Raw genomic sequence first — 15,058 nt, forward strand, 5'->3', positions numbered from 1 at the left:
ATCTCGTGTCGACCCTCAGTGACCTGCTGGCCGAGCACACCGACCTCCCGGGCGTTGCGGTCGACCACCTGCAACGTGTTGTGGGGGAGTGGCAGCTGTTGGCCGACCTCTCGTTCGCGGACGTGTTGTTGTGGGTCGGTACCGACGACGTGTCCACCGGAACCGCCGACGTGCTGTGTGTTGCCCAGTGTCGGCCGACCACTGCGCCGACGGTGTTCACACACGACATCGTGGGCACCACGATTTCCGAGTCCGAGCATCCGGATGTGATGGTCGCTCTGCAGCAACGTGAGATCGTCCAGGGCGGCGTCCTGACGCGAAGCGAGAGCATTCCGGTGCGCTGCGGCGAGCACGTGATCGCGGTGCTCACGCGTGACACCAACCCGGCTCAGCTTCGACCGCCCAGTGCGCTCGAGGTGGCCTACCGTGAATGCGCCGACGATCTGTGTCTGATGATCAGCGAAGGAACGTTTCCCACACCGGAGGAGCGCACCGACGTGAACTCGTCTCCCCGAGCAGGCGACGGCTTCATTCGCGTGGACACCGAGGGCCGGGTGGACTACGCGAGCCCCAACGCGCTGTCGGCCTACCACCGGATGGGACTGACGACGGAACTGTCCGGCCGAGATCTCGCGTCGGTCACTCGATCGCTGGTCACCGATCCGTTCGACTCACAAGAGGTTGCCGACCACATTCGGTCGTCCCTCAGCGGCAATGTGGGCCATCGAATGGAGGTCGATGCTCGCGGGGCCACCGTTCTCGTGCGCACCCTCGCGCTTCAGCCCCGTGGGCGGTCGGCAGGTGCTGCGGTGCTCGTCCGTGATGTCACCGAGGTGAAACGACGCGATCGCGCCCTGCTCAGCAAGGACGCGACCATCCGGGAGATCCATCATCGGGTGAAGAACAACCTGCAGACCGTCGCGGCCCTGCTCCGGCTTCAGTCTCGTCGCCTGGAGAACGAGGAAGCACGTACAGCGCTGGCGGAATCGGTCCGTCGGGTGACGTCCATTGCCGTGGTTCACGAAATGTTGTCGATGTCGGTGGACGAAGAGGTCGACCTCGACGAGATCGTCGACCGCTTGGTGCCGATCATGCTCGACATCGCGACAGTCAATCCTCGGGTCCGGGTGGCACGAGAAGGCAAGCTCGGAGTCTTCTCGGCAGAGCGTGCAACACCGCTGGTGATGGTGCTGACCGAATTGGTACAGAACGCGATGGAGCACGGTTTCGACGCCGGATCTGCCGGAGTGGTGAGAATCAGCGCCGATCGCTCCGCGAAATGGTTGGACGTCGTCATCCACGACGATGGGCGCGGGCTGCCTACCGGGTTCTCCCTCGAACGCTCGGACGGTCTCGGACTGCAGATCGTGCGCACTCTGGTCTCGGTCGAGTTGAACGGTTCGCTCGGCCTGCATCCGGCATCGGGTGGCGGAACCGACGCGATGCTGAGAGTCCCACTGGGGCGTCGCGCACCGCGTGCCTGACGCCTCGTCGGTGAACATTGCGTTACGCGGTCGGTGGCCCGTGGCATGCAAAAGGCCCGGTATCCGCTTGCGCGGGTACCGGGCCCTCCGGGTTGCTGCGTGTGCGTCCTAGACGGAGCTGCGTGCGCGCGTACGTGCGTTGCGTCGCTTGAGTGCACGGCGCTCGTCTTCACTCATTGCGCCCCATACTCCTGCGTCCTGGCCGGATTCGAGTGCCCAGGACAGGCATTCAGCGGTGACGGGGCACCGAGTACAGACGACTTTGGCATCGGCGATCTGCGCGAGCGCCGGGCCACTGTTTCCCACCGGGAAAAATAGTTCCGGATCTTCATCGCGACAAATTGCCTTGTGGCGCCAGTCCATCCTCTGCTCCTTACCGGGCGCCGAAGCGCCGTTTCGTTTCTCTTCTGTTCACGAGTGGGTAACCAATGTTTCCGCACTGTTGCTTGTGAATGCTTTCACGAACTCAGGTGAAGTCAAGGGATACGCGCGTGACCGTGGTCAAGCTCACTCTGTTAGGCTCGCTTTAGCCTTCTGCGCTCCTTTGTACCCTGAGCTGCCGGATTTCGCTCGTTTTTTCGCAGGAAACTGCCCTTCTGGCATCCCTGTGCACGAGGAACGACCGCGTATCACATGGTCGGAGCAACAACTTCCAGCGCATCGGGAGTGGCGAAGAACTCGGCTTCCGTACGTTCGCCCAAGTAGTCCCCATCCATTTGCAACCCCACCGGCTCGGTGGAAGAAATGCGGACACTGGGAACGTCGTCGATTCGAATCAGCTTGCGCGACTTGGGTTCTGCTCCCTTGGCCAACAACTGTCGCGACACCCGAAGCGTAGGGAACAGGGCAGTCGAACGCATCCCGAACACACCGAGACCCGAATCGAAACCCGTGCCGGGATTGGTGTGCACAGGCCGCTCGTTCAGATAGGTCCACGGACTCGAATTCGACACGAACGCGTAGTGCACACCTTCGAAGGGCTCCTGCCCGGGAACCTCCACCGTCAACCGCGCCGGCCGACGCTTGTGCTTGAAGAATTCCTGCACAGCCGACCGCAGATACCGCGTCGCGGACACCGGCTTGCCGTCCTTGCGTCCGGCGTCGATCGCCCGGCACACATCGGCATCCAGACCCATACCCGCATTGAACGTGAACCAGCGATTGTCACAATGACCCAACCCGATCGTTCGCCGAGCTCGCGCATCGAGCAGGCCGATCAACTGATTGGTCGCCGCCACCGGATCTGCCGCGATGCCGAGTGATCGCGCGAACACGTTTGCACTGCCGCCGGGAACGACGGCGATCGGCGGAATGGCACCGATCGTCACCGCCTGCATCGACGTCGGTAACGGCACCCCGAGCAAGCCGTTGATCACCTCGTTGACCGTCCCGTCACCACCGTGAACGATCACCAGACCCATGCCGTCCTCACGGGCACTGCGCGCGAGTTCCGACGCATGGTCACGGTGAGTCGTCTGCGCAACAGTGACTCGAACACGACTCGACAACGCATGGGCCAGCAGATCCCGAGCCGCAGCCGTCGTAGAAGTCGCATTGGGGTTGACGATCAACAGCGCACGCACGAGATCCAACACTATCGGGGGCGTTCCGCAGGCTCCACTTGCCCAGTTCCTGGGTCCTTCCGCAGGCTCCACTCCCGGTCGGCCTGGGTCGTTCCGCAGGCTCCTCTTGCCCAGTTCCTGGGTCCTTCCGCAGGCTCCACTCTCGGTCGGCCTGGGTCGTTCCGCAGGCTCCACTCCCGGGTCCTAGGCTGGTCGCGTGCCCACCTCAACACCCGAGAACATCGGTCCGCCGGCCACCTTCCGATCCGCCGGGGTCCTCGTCGCAGCACAGGGCGCGGCCTCGTTGATTGCCGCGTTCGTTCTACTCGTCCGGGCGGTCTCCGGCGAAGGAGACAACGCGGTCGCCAATGGCTACGGCACCGCCGGGTGGTTCGGAGTCCTCGGTGTCGGAGTCGGGGCTGCGGGCGTCGCACTCATCCTCGGCAAACGCTGGGGCAGGGCCATTGCCACCGTTGTGCAGCTGCTCCTGCTGCCCGTCGTCTGGTCGCTGTTGACCGGGTCGCACCAGACCGTCTACGGCGTCGTTCTCGGCATCGTGGTGATCGGAGTGCTCGTTCTGCTGTTCAGCCCGCCCTCGTCGCGGTGGATGGCAGCCGAATACAGCGACGTCGACGACGAGCTCGGCTGAACCGAACCGTCACCGCGCCGTCGCGGCCAACTCGGCCAACGCGTCCTCGGTCAACCGGAACGTGGTCCACTCGTCCTGCGGCTGCGCACCCAACGATCGGTAGAAGCCGATCGACGGGGTGTTCCAGTCCAGAACCGACCAGGTCAACCGCGTGTAGTCGTGGGCGACGCACTCGGCGGCCAACGCGGCGAGCAATCCTCTTCCGAAGCCTCCTCCTCGCGCAGCGGGCTGCACGTAGAGGTCCTCGAGATAGATACCGTTGACGCCGTCCCACGTGGAGAAGTTCAGGAACCAGAGTGCGCACCCCACCACGACCCCCTCCTGCTCGGCGACGTGCGCGAACACCGACGGCTGGGCACCGAACAGCGCACGACGAAGGTGCTCGTCTCGAACGGTGCACAGTGACGACGACTTCTCGTACGCAGCGAGCTCGTGGACCAAACCGGTGATGGCGGGAACATCGGCCTCGGTGGCGCGGCGGATCATCGACGGTCTTCCTTTCGAGCGGACGCTGCGGTCAGAATCGAGGGATGCACGTTGTGCGCGACGAGCTGGCGGAACGAATGCTCGAACCCGAGTAGCGAATACGCGGCAGGCGAGAGCGCGAACCGCTTGCCCTCGGTGATCGGAGCCTCGGTCCAGCCGGCGATGAGCGCGCGGGAGAAGTGGCCGTGACCGACCAACACGACGTCACGGTCGGTGAGCAGCGGTAGGACGACCGAGAGCACCAGCTCCACCCGCACCGCGATGTCACCGATCGACTCACCACCGGGGCACGGATGCGTCCACACGGTCCAGTGCGGAACCGTCTCGTGGATCTGCGTCGACGTGATGCCCTCGTAGTCTCCATAGTCCCACTCCGACAACGCATCCCACGTTCGGTCGACCTGCAGGCCCGCCAGGTCCGCGGTTCTACGGGCGCGCTCCCGCGGACTCGAGATCACCAGCGGATCGCGCAACTTCAGCAGCTGCAACAGTGAGCCGGCGTCGACAGCCTGTTGCTCGCCGACGCTCGTGAGAGGGACGTCAGTACTTCCGGTGTGTTTGCCGGCCAGGGCCCATTCGGTCTCCCCGTGCCGTAGGAGGACAACGCTGCCGGCCTCGACGCCGCCGTGTGTGGTCATGGAGACGATCATGCCTGCAACCGCGATGTGGCCTTTGTCATAGTCGTCCCGGATATGTGTCCGAAAATTCCATTGAGCACAGACCTACCGGCCGGTTACCCTCACTTGAATCTTCGCCGCCGTGCGCCTCGGCTCCGAGCCCTTCGCGGCCTCGGAACGCCTCGTAGCTTTCGATCACCGATCTGGAGAACCATGACCGACCTGACCAAGCCCGCGGCGACCGACGCACCGCAGAAGCTCGACGGAGCGCTGTTGAAAATTGCCGGCGTCGTGGTACTCGGCGCGATCATGTCCATCCTCGACGTCACCGTCGTCAGCGTCGCGCTCCGGACATTCACCGACGTGTTCGACACGACATACGCCAACGCCGCGTGGACGATGACGGGCTACACGCTCGCGCTGGCAACCGTCATACCCCTGACCGGGTGGGCCGCCGACCGATTCGGAACCAAACGGCTCTACATCACCGCGCTCGTGCTGTTCGTGCTCGGTTCGGTGCTGTGCAGCTTCGCCTGGGACATCACCTCGCTCATCGTGTTCCGTGTGTTGCAAGGGCTCGGGGGCGGCATGCTGATGCCGCTGGGCATGACGATCATGACCCGCGCTGCCGGTCCCGAGCGCATCGGCCGAGTGATGGCCGTGCTGGGTGTTCCCATGCTCATCGGGCCCATCGCAGGTCCCATTCTGGGCGGCTGGCTGATCGAGGCAGCGAGCTGGCACTGGATCTTCCTGATCAACCTGCCGATCGGCATCGTTGCGCTTGTCGCCGCTGTGGCCATCTTCCCCAGGGACAACCCGACTCCGTCCGAATCCTTCGACTTCCGCGGCATGCTGATGCTCTCGCCCGGTCTGGCACTGTTTCTCTACGGCGCGTCCTCGGTCGTCGAAACCGAGACCGTCCTTGCCGTGAAGGTGCTGGCGCCGGTTCTCGTCGGCCTGGTGTTGATCGTCCTGTTCGTGTTCCACGCGCTCCGTGTGGAGCACCCGCTGATCGACTTGCGACTGTTCAAGAACCGATCGCTGTCCGTAGCCGTGATCACCACGACGCTGTTCATGGTGGCCTTCATGGGCGCGGGCCTGCTGTTCCCCAGTTACTTCCTGTTGCGCGGCGAATCGACTCTGTCGGCTGGGCTCCTGCTCGCCCCGCAGGGCATCGGCGCGATGATCGCGATGCCGATCGCGGGGGTGATCGCCGACAAGACCGGCCCCGGCAGAATCGTGCTCGTGGGCATGGTGCTCATCACCGCGGGTATGGCGGTGTTCACGCAGGTGGGCACCAGCACGTCCTACACACTGCTGATCGGTGCCCTGTTCGTGATGGGCCTCGGCCTCGGATCGACGATGATGCCGATCATGACGGCGGCCCTGCAGACACTGACCGACGAAACCGTCGCTCGCGGCTCCACTCTGATGAACATCGTGCAGCAGGCCGCCGGCTCGATCGGTACCGCCCTGATGTCGGTGGTGCTGACAGCTCAGCAGAAGCCCGCACTCACCGCCACCAACCAGGCCGATGCGTTCGACATCTCGGCCAGAGCCTTCGGTACCACCTTCATGGTTGCCTTGGTTCTCATCGTCGCCACGTTCGTTCCCGCGTTCTTCCTGCCCCGAACCAAGCACGTGAGCGAGGGGCCGGCGGCACCGATCGTCCTGCACTGACGCGGCCGAGAGGTGCCGAACTCTCGCTCATCCGCAGAATGTAAGCAAGGATCAAAGCCGTGACGACAATTCTTGCGGTAGCGAATCAGAAGGGCGGCGTGGCCAAGACCACCACGGTGGCCTCGCTCGCAGCAGCGCTGCACGCGCTCGACCGACGCGTCCTGGTGGTCGACCTCGACCCGCAGGGTTGCCTGACGTTCTCTCTGGGGCACAACCCCGACAAGCTCGATTCCTCCGTGCACGAGGTTTTGACCGGGGACGCCAAGGTGGAGGACGTGCTGATCGAAACGGCGGAAGGAATCGTCCTGTTGCCGGCCACGATCGATCTCGCCGGTGCCGAAGCCCTCCTGCTGATGCGGGCGGGTCGCGAATTCGCACTCAAGCGCGCGCTCGCTCCCATACTCGACGACTTCGATGTCGTCGTCATCGATTGCCCGCCGTCACTGGGGGTACTGACCCTCAACGGGCTCACCGCCGCGCAGTCGGTGTTGGTACCTCTGCAGTGCGAAACCCTCGCCCATCGGGGAGTTGGGCAGCTCTTGCGAACGGTGTCCGAGGTGCAGCAGATCACCAACCCCGACCTGACGCTGCTCGGTGCGCTCCCCACCTTGTTCGATGCTCGAACCACCCACAGCAGGGACGTGCTCGGCGATGTCTCCGACCGATATTCGCTCCCGGTCCTCGCGCCGCCGATCCCGCGGACCGTTCGCTTCGCCGAGGCCAGCGCATCGGGCGCGACGGTACTGTCGGGGCGAAAGAACAAGGGCGCGCAGGCGTATCGAGAACTTGCCGAGAACCTGCTGGCGCACTGGAACGACGGAGCCGAGCTGAAGACTTACGATCCGGCTGTGTAGAACCGGGCGAACGACGGCCTGATCAGCCCAGAGCGACCACGTCGTCACCGCGCTGCTCGACGATCACATCGCCGATGACCGACGTCTGCACCGGGCCGATGTAGTCGCCTCGGTCCACGGGTATCTCGTCGATCGACATGCCGGTGGTGAGATCGACCACCGCGATACCGTCGGGCACGGGGACGAGAAGCCGGCCGGCCATGACGGCTCCGCTTCCGAGGGCTCCGGGGATGGACCACACGGGGGACAGGCCGGTGGAATCGAGCGCCTGCACCCCGGCGCCGGTGAACCAGGTGAACACCGAGCCTGCCTTCGTCGCAGGCGAATTCGGTGAGTCCTGCTCGGGGGACAGGGTGGAAGCGAGGTCGAATTCGGATATCCGCGAAGCCGTGTTGTCGTAGAGTCCGATCCGATCGGGCGCGCCGTTCTCGGCTGGAATGTACAGCGCGACAACGGTTCCGGTGACGGCAATGACGCGTCCGGCCGTAGGGGAGTCGGGCCCGGGAACGAGTTCGGGCACCACCGTCGACCCGTACTCTTCGGGTTCACTCGCGTCCTTGGGAGCAGGGTTGATCAGAGACAAGCGCGCAGCAGCCTCGCCCGGGCACTGCTCCAGCACGGCCGTCCGCGAGTTCGTCGACGCCGAGGACAGCAGGGTGCACCCGGTTCTCGGCTGACTACCAGGATTGACCGGAGCATCCACTCGACCGTACTCGAGGGTGCGCACCATGTCCGATCGCCACAACTCCATGCGGGTGTTGCCCCTCGACGTCACATAAGTGCCGTCGGACGACAGGCGAACCGCATCGTCGGCGTCGGACGTACGTTGTGCCTTGCGCTGCCCGGTGGATCCGTCGAGTTCGGTCACCTGGGAGCAACCGCGATCGTCGCGGTAGACCGCGACTGCCGTGTTCCATGCTGCGACCACCGAGCACAGCGGGAGATCGCGTGTGTAGGACCAGGACTGCTCGCCCGACCGCGGATCACGGCCGACGACGGAGCCACCATCGGCGGTCACCACCGTGGATCCGGCGACGACGGGAGCCGGGGTACGCGCGGGATCCGTTGCTGCGCTCGGCGCACGCCACAGTTCGGTGAGAGCTGTGGGCACCGACGCTGCCGGCTCGGGCTGAGGCAGCGGCTCCGCGGCGGAAATCGACGTGGTGCCGCGGGCATCGCCGGTCAACCAGGCGATGCTCGCGGCCACGACCACCACAACTGCGATGACGGCGGCGACGACGAGGTCGGTTCTCGTCCGACGTTCTGGAGCCAGCACGACGGGAGACTACTCCGAAGCGCTCGCAGTCGACGGTCCGGCATCGGCCGAGGATCCACTGGAGCGACGGCGCCTGCGGCGGCGCGGGGCAGTCTTCGTGGCCGTGTCGGCGGACGCCGTGTCGGTCGTATCCGACTGTTCGCCAACCGAAGTCGCGGCAGATGGGGAATCGTTCGACGCCGCGGCGGAGCCTGCGGTGTCGCCGCCCTGCCCTGCACGAGTGCGACGGCGACTGCGCGAGCGGCGGGGCTTGGTCGCTGCCGACGACGCGTCCGCGGCCGGCGCTGCCGCGTCGGTCTCGCCGTCTTCCTCAGCCTTCTCCGGGGCGCGCGAGGGTGCCTTGCGCACAGTGCCGGTGGCGTCCGTGGCGATACCGAGGTCGGTGAACAGGTGCGGCGAGCTCGAATAGGTCTCGACCGGATCCGGCATACCGAGATCGAGCGCCTTGTCGATCAGCTGCCAGCGGGGGATGTCGTCCCAGTCGACCAGGGTGACGGCGATGCCGGTGCGTCCGGCACGGCCGGTGCGACCGATGCGGTGCACATAGGTCTTCTCGTCCTCGGGGCACTGGTAGTTGATGACATGGGTGACGTCGTCGATGTCGATACCGCGTGCTGCGACATCGGTGGCCACCAGGACGTCGATCTTTCCGGTGCGGAACGCCTTGAGAGCCTTCTCGCGTTGGACCTGACCGAGGTCACCGTGCACGGCACCGACCGAGTAGCCACGCTCGGACAGCTCGTCGGCGACCTTCTGAGCCGTGCGCTTGGTGCGAGTGAACACCATCGTCGCGCCGCGGCCCTCGGCCTTGAGGACTTTGGCCACCATCTCGACCTTGTCGAGTGCGTGCGCCCGGTACACGTGCTGGGCGGTGCGGTCGTGGACGGCGGAGGACTCCGCTTCCTCGGCCCGGATGTGCGTCGGCTGCGTCAGGAAGGTGCGCGCCAGCGTGATGATCGGGCCGGGCATCGTGGCAGAGAACAGCATCGTTTGACGCTTGTCGGGCACCATGCCGAGGATGCGTTCGATGTCGGGAAGGAACCCGAGGTCGAGCATCTCGTCGGCTTCGTCGAGAACGAGCACGCCGACCTTGCCCAGAATCAGGTGGTTCTGCTTGGCGAGGTCGAGCAGACGGCCGGGAGTTCCGACGACGACGTCGACCCCGTTCTGCAGCGCGCTGATCTGAGCCTCGTACGGGCGGCCACCGTAGATGGAGAGCACCTTGACGGGTCCGTTGGCACCGCTGAGGTACTTGGAGGCGTTCTCGAGATCGGAGCTGACCTGGACGCACAGTTCACGGGTCGGCACGATGATCAGGGCACGCGGAGTGCCGTCGAGCGGAGTGGTGCCGGAGTTGTCCGTGGCGAGCCGGTGCAGAAGTGGAACACCGAAGCCGAACGTCTTGCCCATGCCGGTACGTGCCTGACCGATGAGGTCGTCACCCGCGATGGCGAGCGGCAGCGTCAGCTCCTGGATGGCGAAGGTGCGCTCGATTCCCATCTCGGAGAGAGCGCGAACGATGGCCGCGTCGACGTTCAGTTCCGCGAACGTGGGAGGTACGTGGGTGTCGTCCAGTTGAGCCGACAACGTCGTGTCGCCGGTCTCGGATTCTTGGTCGATGACTATCTTGCTCAGGGGACTGGCCTTCCTCGTGTTCGAACGCGCGCACAAGGAAGGGCACAGGCCTATTGCCGGCCGAAGTCGATGCCCTCAATCCGATGTGATGTCGCCGTCAGCCTCAGCGCGGCCACGGACTGCGATGTCCGCTGCGGCGAAGCTGTCGAGGCGACCCGGATCAGGTGCGCGCACATTATCGATGACCATCACGTGTTCTTCGGTCCGTTCCATCGGTCCGCGAGCGACGATCGAGCACCATGGTAGCTTGCCGAGCCGAATTCACCATCGTCGGCCGGTCACGGCAGGTACGACGCGCGCCGAGGCGGGGCGTCGCGCACGGGACTACGATTGCCACCCATGGGAGCCCACTCGCCGGAGTCGTCGTCGTCCATAGATGCATCCACCACGCTCGTCGAGCCGGCCGAGCCGGCCGAGCCGGCCGAGCCGGCCATCGCGCACGATCACCCGGGAGTTCCGGACTTGTTCGCGGTACTCGCCTACGGCGAGATCTCGGCCTTCTATCGGCTGGCCGAGGATGCGCGTATGGCGCCATCGATGGAGGGGCGCGTGGCCCTGGCCAGCATGGCGGCGGCGGAGATGAGTCACTTCGAGACGCTGGAGCGAGCGTTGTCCGTTCGGGGTCTCGACGTATATGCCTCGATGGCTCCGTTCGTGCGTGCTCTGGACGAGTACCACGCGTCGACCACTCCGTCGACGTGGTTGGAGTCCCTGGTCAAGGCCTACGTGGGCGACGGGATCGCAGCGGACTTCTACCGGCAGATCGCGCACAGCCTCGATCCCGACGTCGCCGAGATCGTGCGAGACGTGCTGGCCGAGACCGGGCATTCGGAGTTCGTCGTCCACGAAGTATCCGAGCGGGTTCGGGCGAGCTCGCAGGACAAGGCGCGGCTGATGCTGTGGGGTCGCCGCCTGCTCGGCGAGGCCATCACCCAGGCGCAGTTCGTGCTCGCGCAACGAGAGTCGCTGACCGACCTCGTCATCACCGCCTCGGGCGACCTCAACGGAGTGGTCGCACTGTTCGATCGGATGCAGGAACAGCACTCGGAGCGGATGTCCTCGCTCGGCCTGGACTGACCCGTCCGACGCCGGTGTTCGCCGGCAGCACAGGGCAGTGTTCGCTGACAGCACAGGGCGTCGGGCGTCTGGGTCGACCCCGCTGCACTAGCCTGGCGTGAGCAGAGTTGTCGAGAGTTCGGAGGTTGACCGTGGAGGTCAAGATCGGTGTTTCGGAGAGTTCCCGTGAGCTCGTCGTGAACAGCACGCAGTCCCCGGCCGAGGTCGAAGCGCTCGTGTCGACCGCCTTCGCCGGTAAGGATGGAGTGCTGTCGTTGGAGGACGAGAAGGGACGCAAGTTCTTGATCCAGGCCGCCAAGGTGTCGTACGTCGAGATCGGTCCGTCCGATGCTCGGAAGGTCGGATTCGCGACCTCCTGATACGGCCGGGAAACCACCACGCGCCCCTCACTCGACTACGAGTGAGGGGCGCGTGGCGTTGACGGGAAGAGGTTCCTACGGGGCTTGCAGCGGAACGTGCGACAGACCGCCCCAGGCCAGCGACACGGTGGTGTCCACCGCGTCTTCCTTGGATATGGGCCGGTCGGCTTCCAGCCAGTATCGGGCCGTGAACTGGCTCGCTCCGACCAGACCGACGGCGAGCACGCGGGCCCGGTACGGGTCGAGTCCCGAGTCGTGCGCGACCAGATCGAACACGGCGTCGACGCACGCTTCGGTCGCCTGCTCGACGCGCGAGTTGACCTGGGGATCGCCCATCAGATCGGACTCGAAAACCAGGCGGAAGCCCTGAGTGTCGGTGTCGACGAAATCGTAGAACGCCAGTACCGCGGCGCGTACGCGCTGTCGGTTGTCGGTGGTCGAGCGAAGGGCCTGGCGAACGCCTGCGATCAACGTGTCGACGTAGCTCTGCAGCACCGCCAGATACAGCTCGAGCTTCCCGGGGAAGTGCTGGTAGAGGACCGGCTTGCTGACACCTGCGCATTCGGCGATCTCGTCCATTCCGGACGCGTGATAGCCGCGGGTCACGAATATTTCGCTCGCAGCGGCGAGCAGCTGCGCCCGACGGGCATCGCGTGGCAGCCGCGCGCTGCGTCGATTGCCGGTGGTGGCCGGCCGGTCCGAGGACCTCCGGTCGTCGAGATCTGTCATCAATTCCGTTCCCATCCGCGTCGACAACTGCGCTCGTCTTGGTTCGACAGCGAGCGATCCGTCGTGAACTTCCGGCGGGTGGCCATCGGTTCGGATTACTCGTAGCGCAGATCACGGGCAACGATACTCGTGGCGTCCGGCACGGTCGGGATCCTGGGGGACCAGGAACGAATTGCTCGAACCCGGATCACGTCGAACGGTTTGTTTGTAGGATGTTTCCGTACCGAGAACCCGATAGTTCCGGTCTCGTTGTCGGCGTGCCGAGCAGCGGGCGGTGAGGATTGTGAGATCGTGATCGAGTGACTGACCGAGGCGGACCGCGTATCCGCGGTGGTGTGCAGTCGGGCGGCGTCGACGACGAGTACGACGATCGGTCGGACGATTTTCCACGCACGGTGGGTAGCCGCGGTTCTCACCAACCATTGCGCGCGCAGTGGGATCCGACGCAGCGCGAGGTCAAGCAACGCAATCGTCGACCCGACCGAGACGTCCGCAAGCAGAGCAAGATCGGAAAGTTCGCCTCGACGTACGGGTGGCGGGCATACGCGGTTCCAGTTCTGATCGTGGTCACTGCCCTCGTGGTATTCGACGCCGTGCGCACTGGCGACCCGGTCACCGGCACCGCGGCGCAGTCCACCAATGCCGATCCCGGTTTCGGCACTCTGAGCTCCGACACGACCTCGGGCACCGGAATCATCGGTGTACCGCCACAGGCGGACGGTAATTTCGCGTCGTCGATCTCCTCGGGTGAACTGCCGGACGGCGGCCCCTTCGCGGTCCAGGGTGCCGGCACGTGGCACACCGTGGCCGGTTCCACCGAGCAGGTGGGCCAAGGGACCGAGCGGGTGTTCACGTACACGGTCGAGGTGGAGGACGGTGTCGACACGGTCGGATTCGGCGGCGACGAGTCGTTCGGCCGCCTGGTGGACCAGACACTCGCCAATCCCAAGAGCTGGACGAACGACCCGCGTTTCGCGTTTCGGCGAATCGACCAGGGTGACCCCGACTTCAGGATCTCGCTGACGTCGCAGATGTCCATCCGGCAGGCGTGTGGGTACGACATTCAACTCGAAGTCTCCTGCTACAACCCGGGCATCGAGCGAGTCGTCCTGAACGAGCCGAGATGGGTTCGCGGGGCGATCTCGTTCCAAGGAGACATCGGCTCGTACCGCCAGTATCAGATCAACCACGAGGTGGGCCACGCAATCGGCTACCAGCAGCACCAGCCGTGCGAGGCCGACGGCGGCCTGGCACCGGTGATGATGCAACAGACGTTCGGCACGTCCAACGACGACATCGCGCGACTGGATCCGGAGGGCGTAGTCCCCATGGACGGCAAGACATGTCGATTCAATCCGTGGCCGTACCCGCGAGCGTGACCGGCTGGGTTTCGGACCAGCTGGGGGATTAGATTCGAACGTGGCGATCGGGCTCACCGGCCGCCGTGTCGAGTCGAGGAGCGTCGCTGCATCGTGGTCCACCTACCTCCGCTGGTCGAACCCGCGGGCGAACTGACGCCCGAGGACGTAGCGCGATACAGCCGTCATCTGATCATTCCCAGCGTGGGAACGGACGGTCAGAAGCGCCTCCGCAACGCCCGTGTACTCGTCGTCGGTGCCGGGGGGTTGGGTTCACCTGCACTGCTCTATCTCGCAGCCGCAGGTGTCGGGACTCTGGGAATCGTGGAATTCGACGATGTCGAACTGTCCAATCTGCAACGGCAGATCATCCACGGTCGGTCCGATGTGGGCCGGGCGAAAGCCGACAGTGCCAGAGATTCGATTCTCGAACTCAACGACGGCGTCGAGGTGACGTTGCACAAGGTTCGACTGGATTCCTCGAACGCGCTCGAACTCTTCGGACACTACGATCTCGTTCTCGACGGCACCGACAATTTTGCAACCCGGTACCTCGTCAACGATGCAGCTGCCCTGGTCGGCATTCCGTACGTGTGGGGTTCGATCTATCGATTCGAGGGCCAGGTTTCGGTGTTCTGGGATGCAGCACCCGGGGGAGTGGGCATCAACTATCGCGACCTGTACCCCGAGGCTCCGCCGCCGGGAATGGTGCCGTCGTGCGCCGAAGGTGGCGTGCTGGGAGTTCTGTGCGCTTCGATCGGTTCGGTCATGGTGACCGAGGCCATCAAGTTGATCACCGGCATCGGCGAGACGCTGTTGGGCAGATTGATGATCTACGACGCACTGGCGATGAGCTATCGAACGGTGCGGTTGACCCGCGATCCGCATCGGACCCCGATCACCCAGTTGATCGACTACGAGGCATTCTGTGGAGTTGTTCCGGCCGTCGAATCCGTCGGCGAGGAAGTTACCCCGGTTCAGCTACGGGCAATGTTGGAGTCCGGGCGCGAGGTTGCTCTGATCGACGTGCGTGAACCGGTCGAGTGGGACATCGTTCGCATCGACGGCGCACGTCTGATTCCCAAGGATCGAATCCTCTCCGGTGCGGCCATGGCCGAGCTGCCGCAGCACGTGCCGATCGTGCTGTACTGCAAAACCGGCATCAGGTCCGCGGAAGTGCTCAGCGCGGTCGTCGGTGCCGGTTTTGCCGACGCGTCCCATCTGCAGGGCGGAATAGTGGAGTGGGCCAAGCAAATAGACCCTGGTTTGCCCATCTACTGAAGCGGCGCGCG

15 protein-coding genes are annotated in these 15,058 nt (G+C 64.9%); 8 read left to right on the plus strand and 7 right to left on the minus strand.

The window, feature by feature from the left end:
• The first annotated feature begins 5 nt into the window (after window positions 1-5).
• Window positions 6-1,484 carry a sensor histidine kinase gene (locus tag ACQR3T_RS04425; protein ID WP_032376910.1) on the plus strand — a complete coding sequence of 493 codons (1,479 nt, stop codon included), beginning with the start codon at window positions 6-8 and terminating at the stop codon, window positions 1,482-1,484.
• 108 nt (window positions 1,485-1,592) lie between these two features.
• Here ACQR3T_RS04425 and ACQR3T_RS04430 read toward each other — a convergent pair whose 3' ends face one another.
• Complete coding sequence (locus ACQR3T_RS04430; RefSeq protein WP_032366305.1) at window positions 1,593-1,847, minus strand: WhiB family transcriptional regulator; 255 nt, start codon at window positions 1,845-1,847, stop codon at window positions 1,593-1,595.
• Window positions 1,848-2,113: 266 nt separating this feature from the next.
• Window positions 2,114-3,067, minus strand: coding sequence for a diacylglycerol/lipid kinase family protein (locus ACQR3T_RS04435; protein WP_428692635.1), 954 nt, complete (start codon window positions 3,065-3,067; stop codon window positions 2,114-2,116).
• 196 nt (window positions 3,068-3,263) lie between these two features.
• Between ACQR3T_RS04435 and ACQR3T_RS04440 the strand changes: the two genes are divergently transcribed.
• Window positions 3,264-3,695, plus strand: a complete 432-nt coding sequence (locus tag ACQR3T_RS04440) for a hypothetical protein (RefSeq protein ID WP_032376911.1) — start codon at window positions 3,264-3,266, stop codon at window positions 3,693-3,695.
• 9 nt (window positions 3,696-3,704) lie between these two features.
• Here ACQR3T_RS04440 and ACQR3T_RS04445 read toward each other — a convergent pair whose 3' ends face one another.
• Together ACQR3T_RS04445 and ACQR3T_RS04450 are read right to left on the minus strand one after the other, a co-directional pair.
• Entirely contained in the window at window positions 3,705-4,181 is a 477-nt protein-coding gene (locus ACQR3T_RS04445) for a GNAT family N-acetyltransferase (protein ID WP_037155765.1), read from the minus strand.
• Window positions 4,178-4,819, minus strand: a complete 642-nt coding sequence (locus ACQR3T_RS04450; RefSeq protein WP_428692636.1) for an acid phosphatase — start codon at window positions 4,817-4,819, stop codon at window positions 4,178-4,180. The genes ACQR3T_RS04445 and ACQR3T_RS04450 overlap by 4 nt, the downstream gene beginning before the upstream one ends.
• A 192-nt stretch (window positions 4,820-5,011) precedes the next feature.
• Between ACQR3T_RS04450 and ACQR3T_RS04455 the strand changes: the two genes are divergently transcribed.
• Window positions 5,012-6,478 carry a DHA2 family efflux MFS transporter permease subunit gene (locus ACQR3T_RS04455; RefSeq protein WP_428692637.1) on the plus strand — a complete coding sequence of 489 codons (1,467 nt, stop codon included), beginning with the start codon at window positions 5,012-5,014 and terminating at the stop codon, window positions 6,476-6,478.
• A 59-nt stretch (window positions 6,479-6,537) separates the two neighbouring features.
• Window positions 6,538-7,332, plus strand: coding sequence for a ParA family protein (locus tag ACQR3T_RS04460; RefSeq protein WP_032376913.1), 795 nt, complete (start codon window positions 6,538-6,540; stop codon window positions 7,330-7,332).
• Between the two features lie 22 nt (window positions 7,333-7,354).
• Here ACQR3T_RS04460 and ACQR3T_RS04465 read toward each other — a convergent pair whose 3' ends face one another.
• Both ACQR3T_RS04465 and ACQR3T_RS04470 read right to left on the minus strand, forming a co-directional pair.
• The gene (locus tag ACQR3T_RS04465) at window positions 7,355-8,608 is read right to left on the minus strand and encodes an Rv3212 family protein (RefSeq protein ID WP_428692638.1); all 1,254 of its coding nucleotides are present in this window, start codon (window positions 8,606-8,608) and stop codon (window positions 7,355-7,357) included.
• Between the two features lie 9 nt (window positions 8,609-8,617).
• Window positions 8,618-10,279 carry a DEAD/DEAH box helicase gene (locus tag ACQR3T_RS04470; RefSeq protein WP_032376915.1) on the minus strand — a complete coding sequence of 554 codons (1,662 nt, stop codon included), beginning with the start codon at window positions 10,277-10,279 and terminating at the stop codon, window positions 8,618-8,620.
• Window positions 10,280-10,582: 303 nt separating this feature from the next.
• Here ACQR3T_RS04470 and ACQR3T_RS04475 point away from each other — a divergent pair, with 303 nt between their 5' ends.
• Window positions 10,583-11,320, plus strand: a complete 738-nt coding sequence (locus ACQR3T_RS04475; RefSeq protein ID WP_428692639.1) for a ferritin-like fold-containing protein — start codon at window positions 10,583-10,585, stop codon at window positions 11,318-11,320.
• A gap of 131 nt (window positions 11,321-11,451) precedes the next feature.
• Window positions 11,452-11,679, plus strand: a complete 228-nt coding sequence (locus ACQR3T_RS04480; protein WP_170944847.1) for a DUF3107 domain-containing protein — start codon at window positions 11,452-11,454, stop codon at window positions 11,677-11,679.
• Window positions 11,680-11,754: 75 nt separating this feature from the next.
• Here the strand turns inward: ACQR3T_RS04480 and ACQR3T_RS04485 are convergent, their stop codons facing one another.
• Window positions 11,755-12,408, minus strand: a complete 654-nt coding sequence (locus ACQR3T_RS04485; protein WP_032378141.1) for a TetR/AcrR family transcriptional regulator — start codon at window positions 12,406-12,408, stop codon at window positions 11,755-11,757.
• Window positions 12,409-12,707: 299 nt separating this feature from the next.
• On the opposite strand from ACQR3T_RS04485, the gene ACQR3T_RS04490 reads away from it, so the two are divergent.
• Complete coding sequence (locus ACQR3T_RS04490) at window positions 12,708-13,787, plus strand: DUF3152 domain-containing protein (RefSeq protein ID WP_032376918.1); 1,080 nt, start codon at window positions 12,708-12,710, stop codon at window positions 13,785-13,787.
• A 93-nt stretch (window positions 13,788-13,880) separates the two neighbouring features.
• Window positions 13,881-15,047 (plus strand): adenylyltransferase/sulfurtransferase MoeZ, encoded by a 1,167-nt coding sequence (gene moeZ, locus ACQR3T_RS04495; protein WP_428692640.1) that lies wholly within the window; start codon window positions 13,881-13,883, stop codon window positions 15,045-15,047.
• Window positions 15,048-15,058 lie beyond the last annotated feature (11 nt).

The sequence above is a fragment of the Rhodococcus sp. IEGM1428 genome (assembly GCF_050321865.1).
Taxonomy (GTDB): domain Bacteria; phylum Actinomycetota; class Actinomycetes; order Mycobacteriales; family Mycobacteriaceae; genus Rhodococcoides.

Bases quoted from the DNA above. Each gene is read 5' to 3' on its own strand.
- ACQR3T_RS04430 (WP_032366305.1), bottom strand. From the start codon at position 1,847: ATGGACTGGCGCCACAAGGCAATTTGTCGCGATGAAGATCCGGAACTA.
- ACQR3T_RS04445 (WP_037155765.1), bottom strand. From the start codon at position 4,181: ATGATCCGCCGCGCCACCGAGGCCGATGTTCCCGCCATCACCGGTTTG.
- ACQR3T_RS04450 (WP_428692636.1), bottom strand. From the start codon at position 4,819: ATGACCACACACGGCGGCGTCGAGGCCGGCAGCGTTGTCCTCCTACGG.
- ACQR3T_RS04455 (WP_428692637.1), top strand. From the start codon at position 5,012: ATGACCGACCTGACCAAGCCCGCGGCGACCGACGCACCGCAGAAGCTC.
- ACQR3T_RS04475 (WP_428692639.1), top strand. From the start codon at position 10,583: ATGGGAGCCCACTCGCCGGAGTCGTCGTCGTCCATAGATGCATCCACC.
- ACQR3T_RS04485 (WP_032378141.1), bottom strand. From the start codon at position 12,408: ATGACAGATCTCGACGACCGGAGGTCCTCGGACCGGCCGGCCACCACC.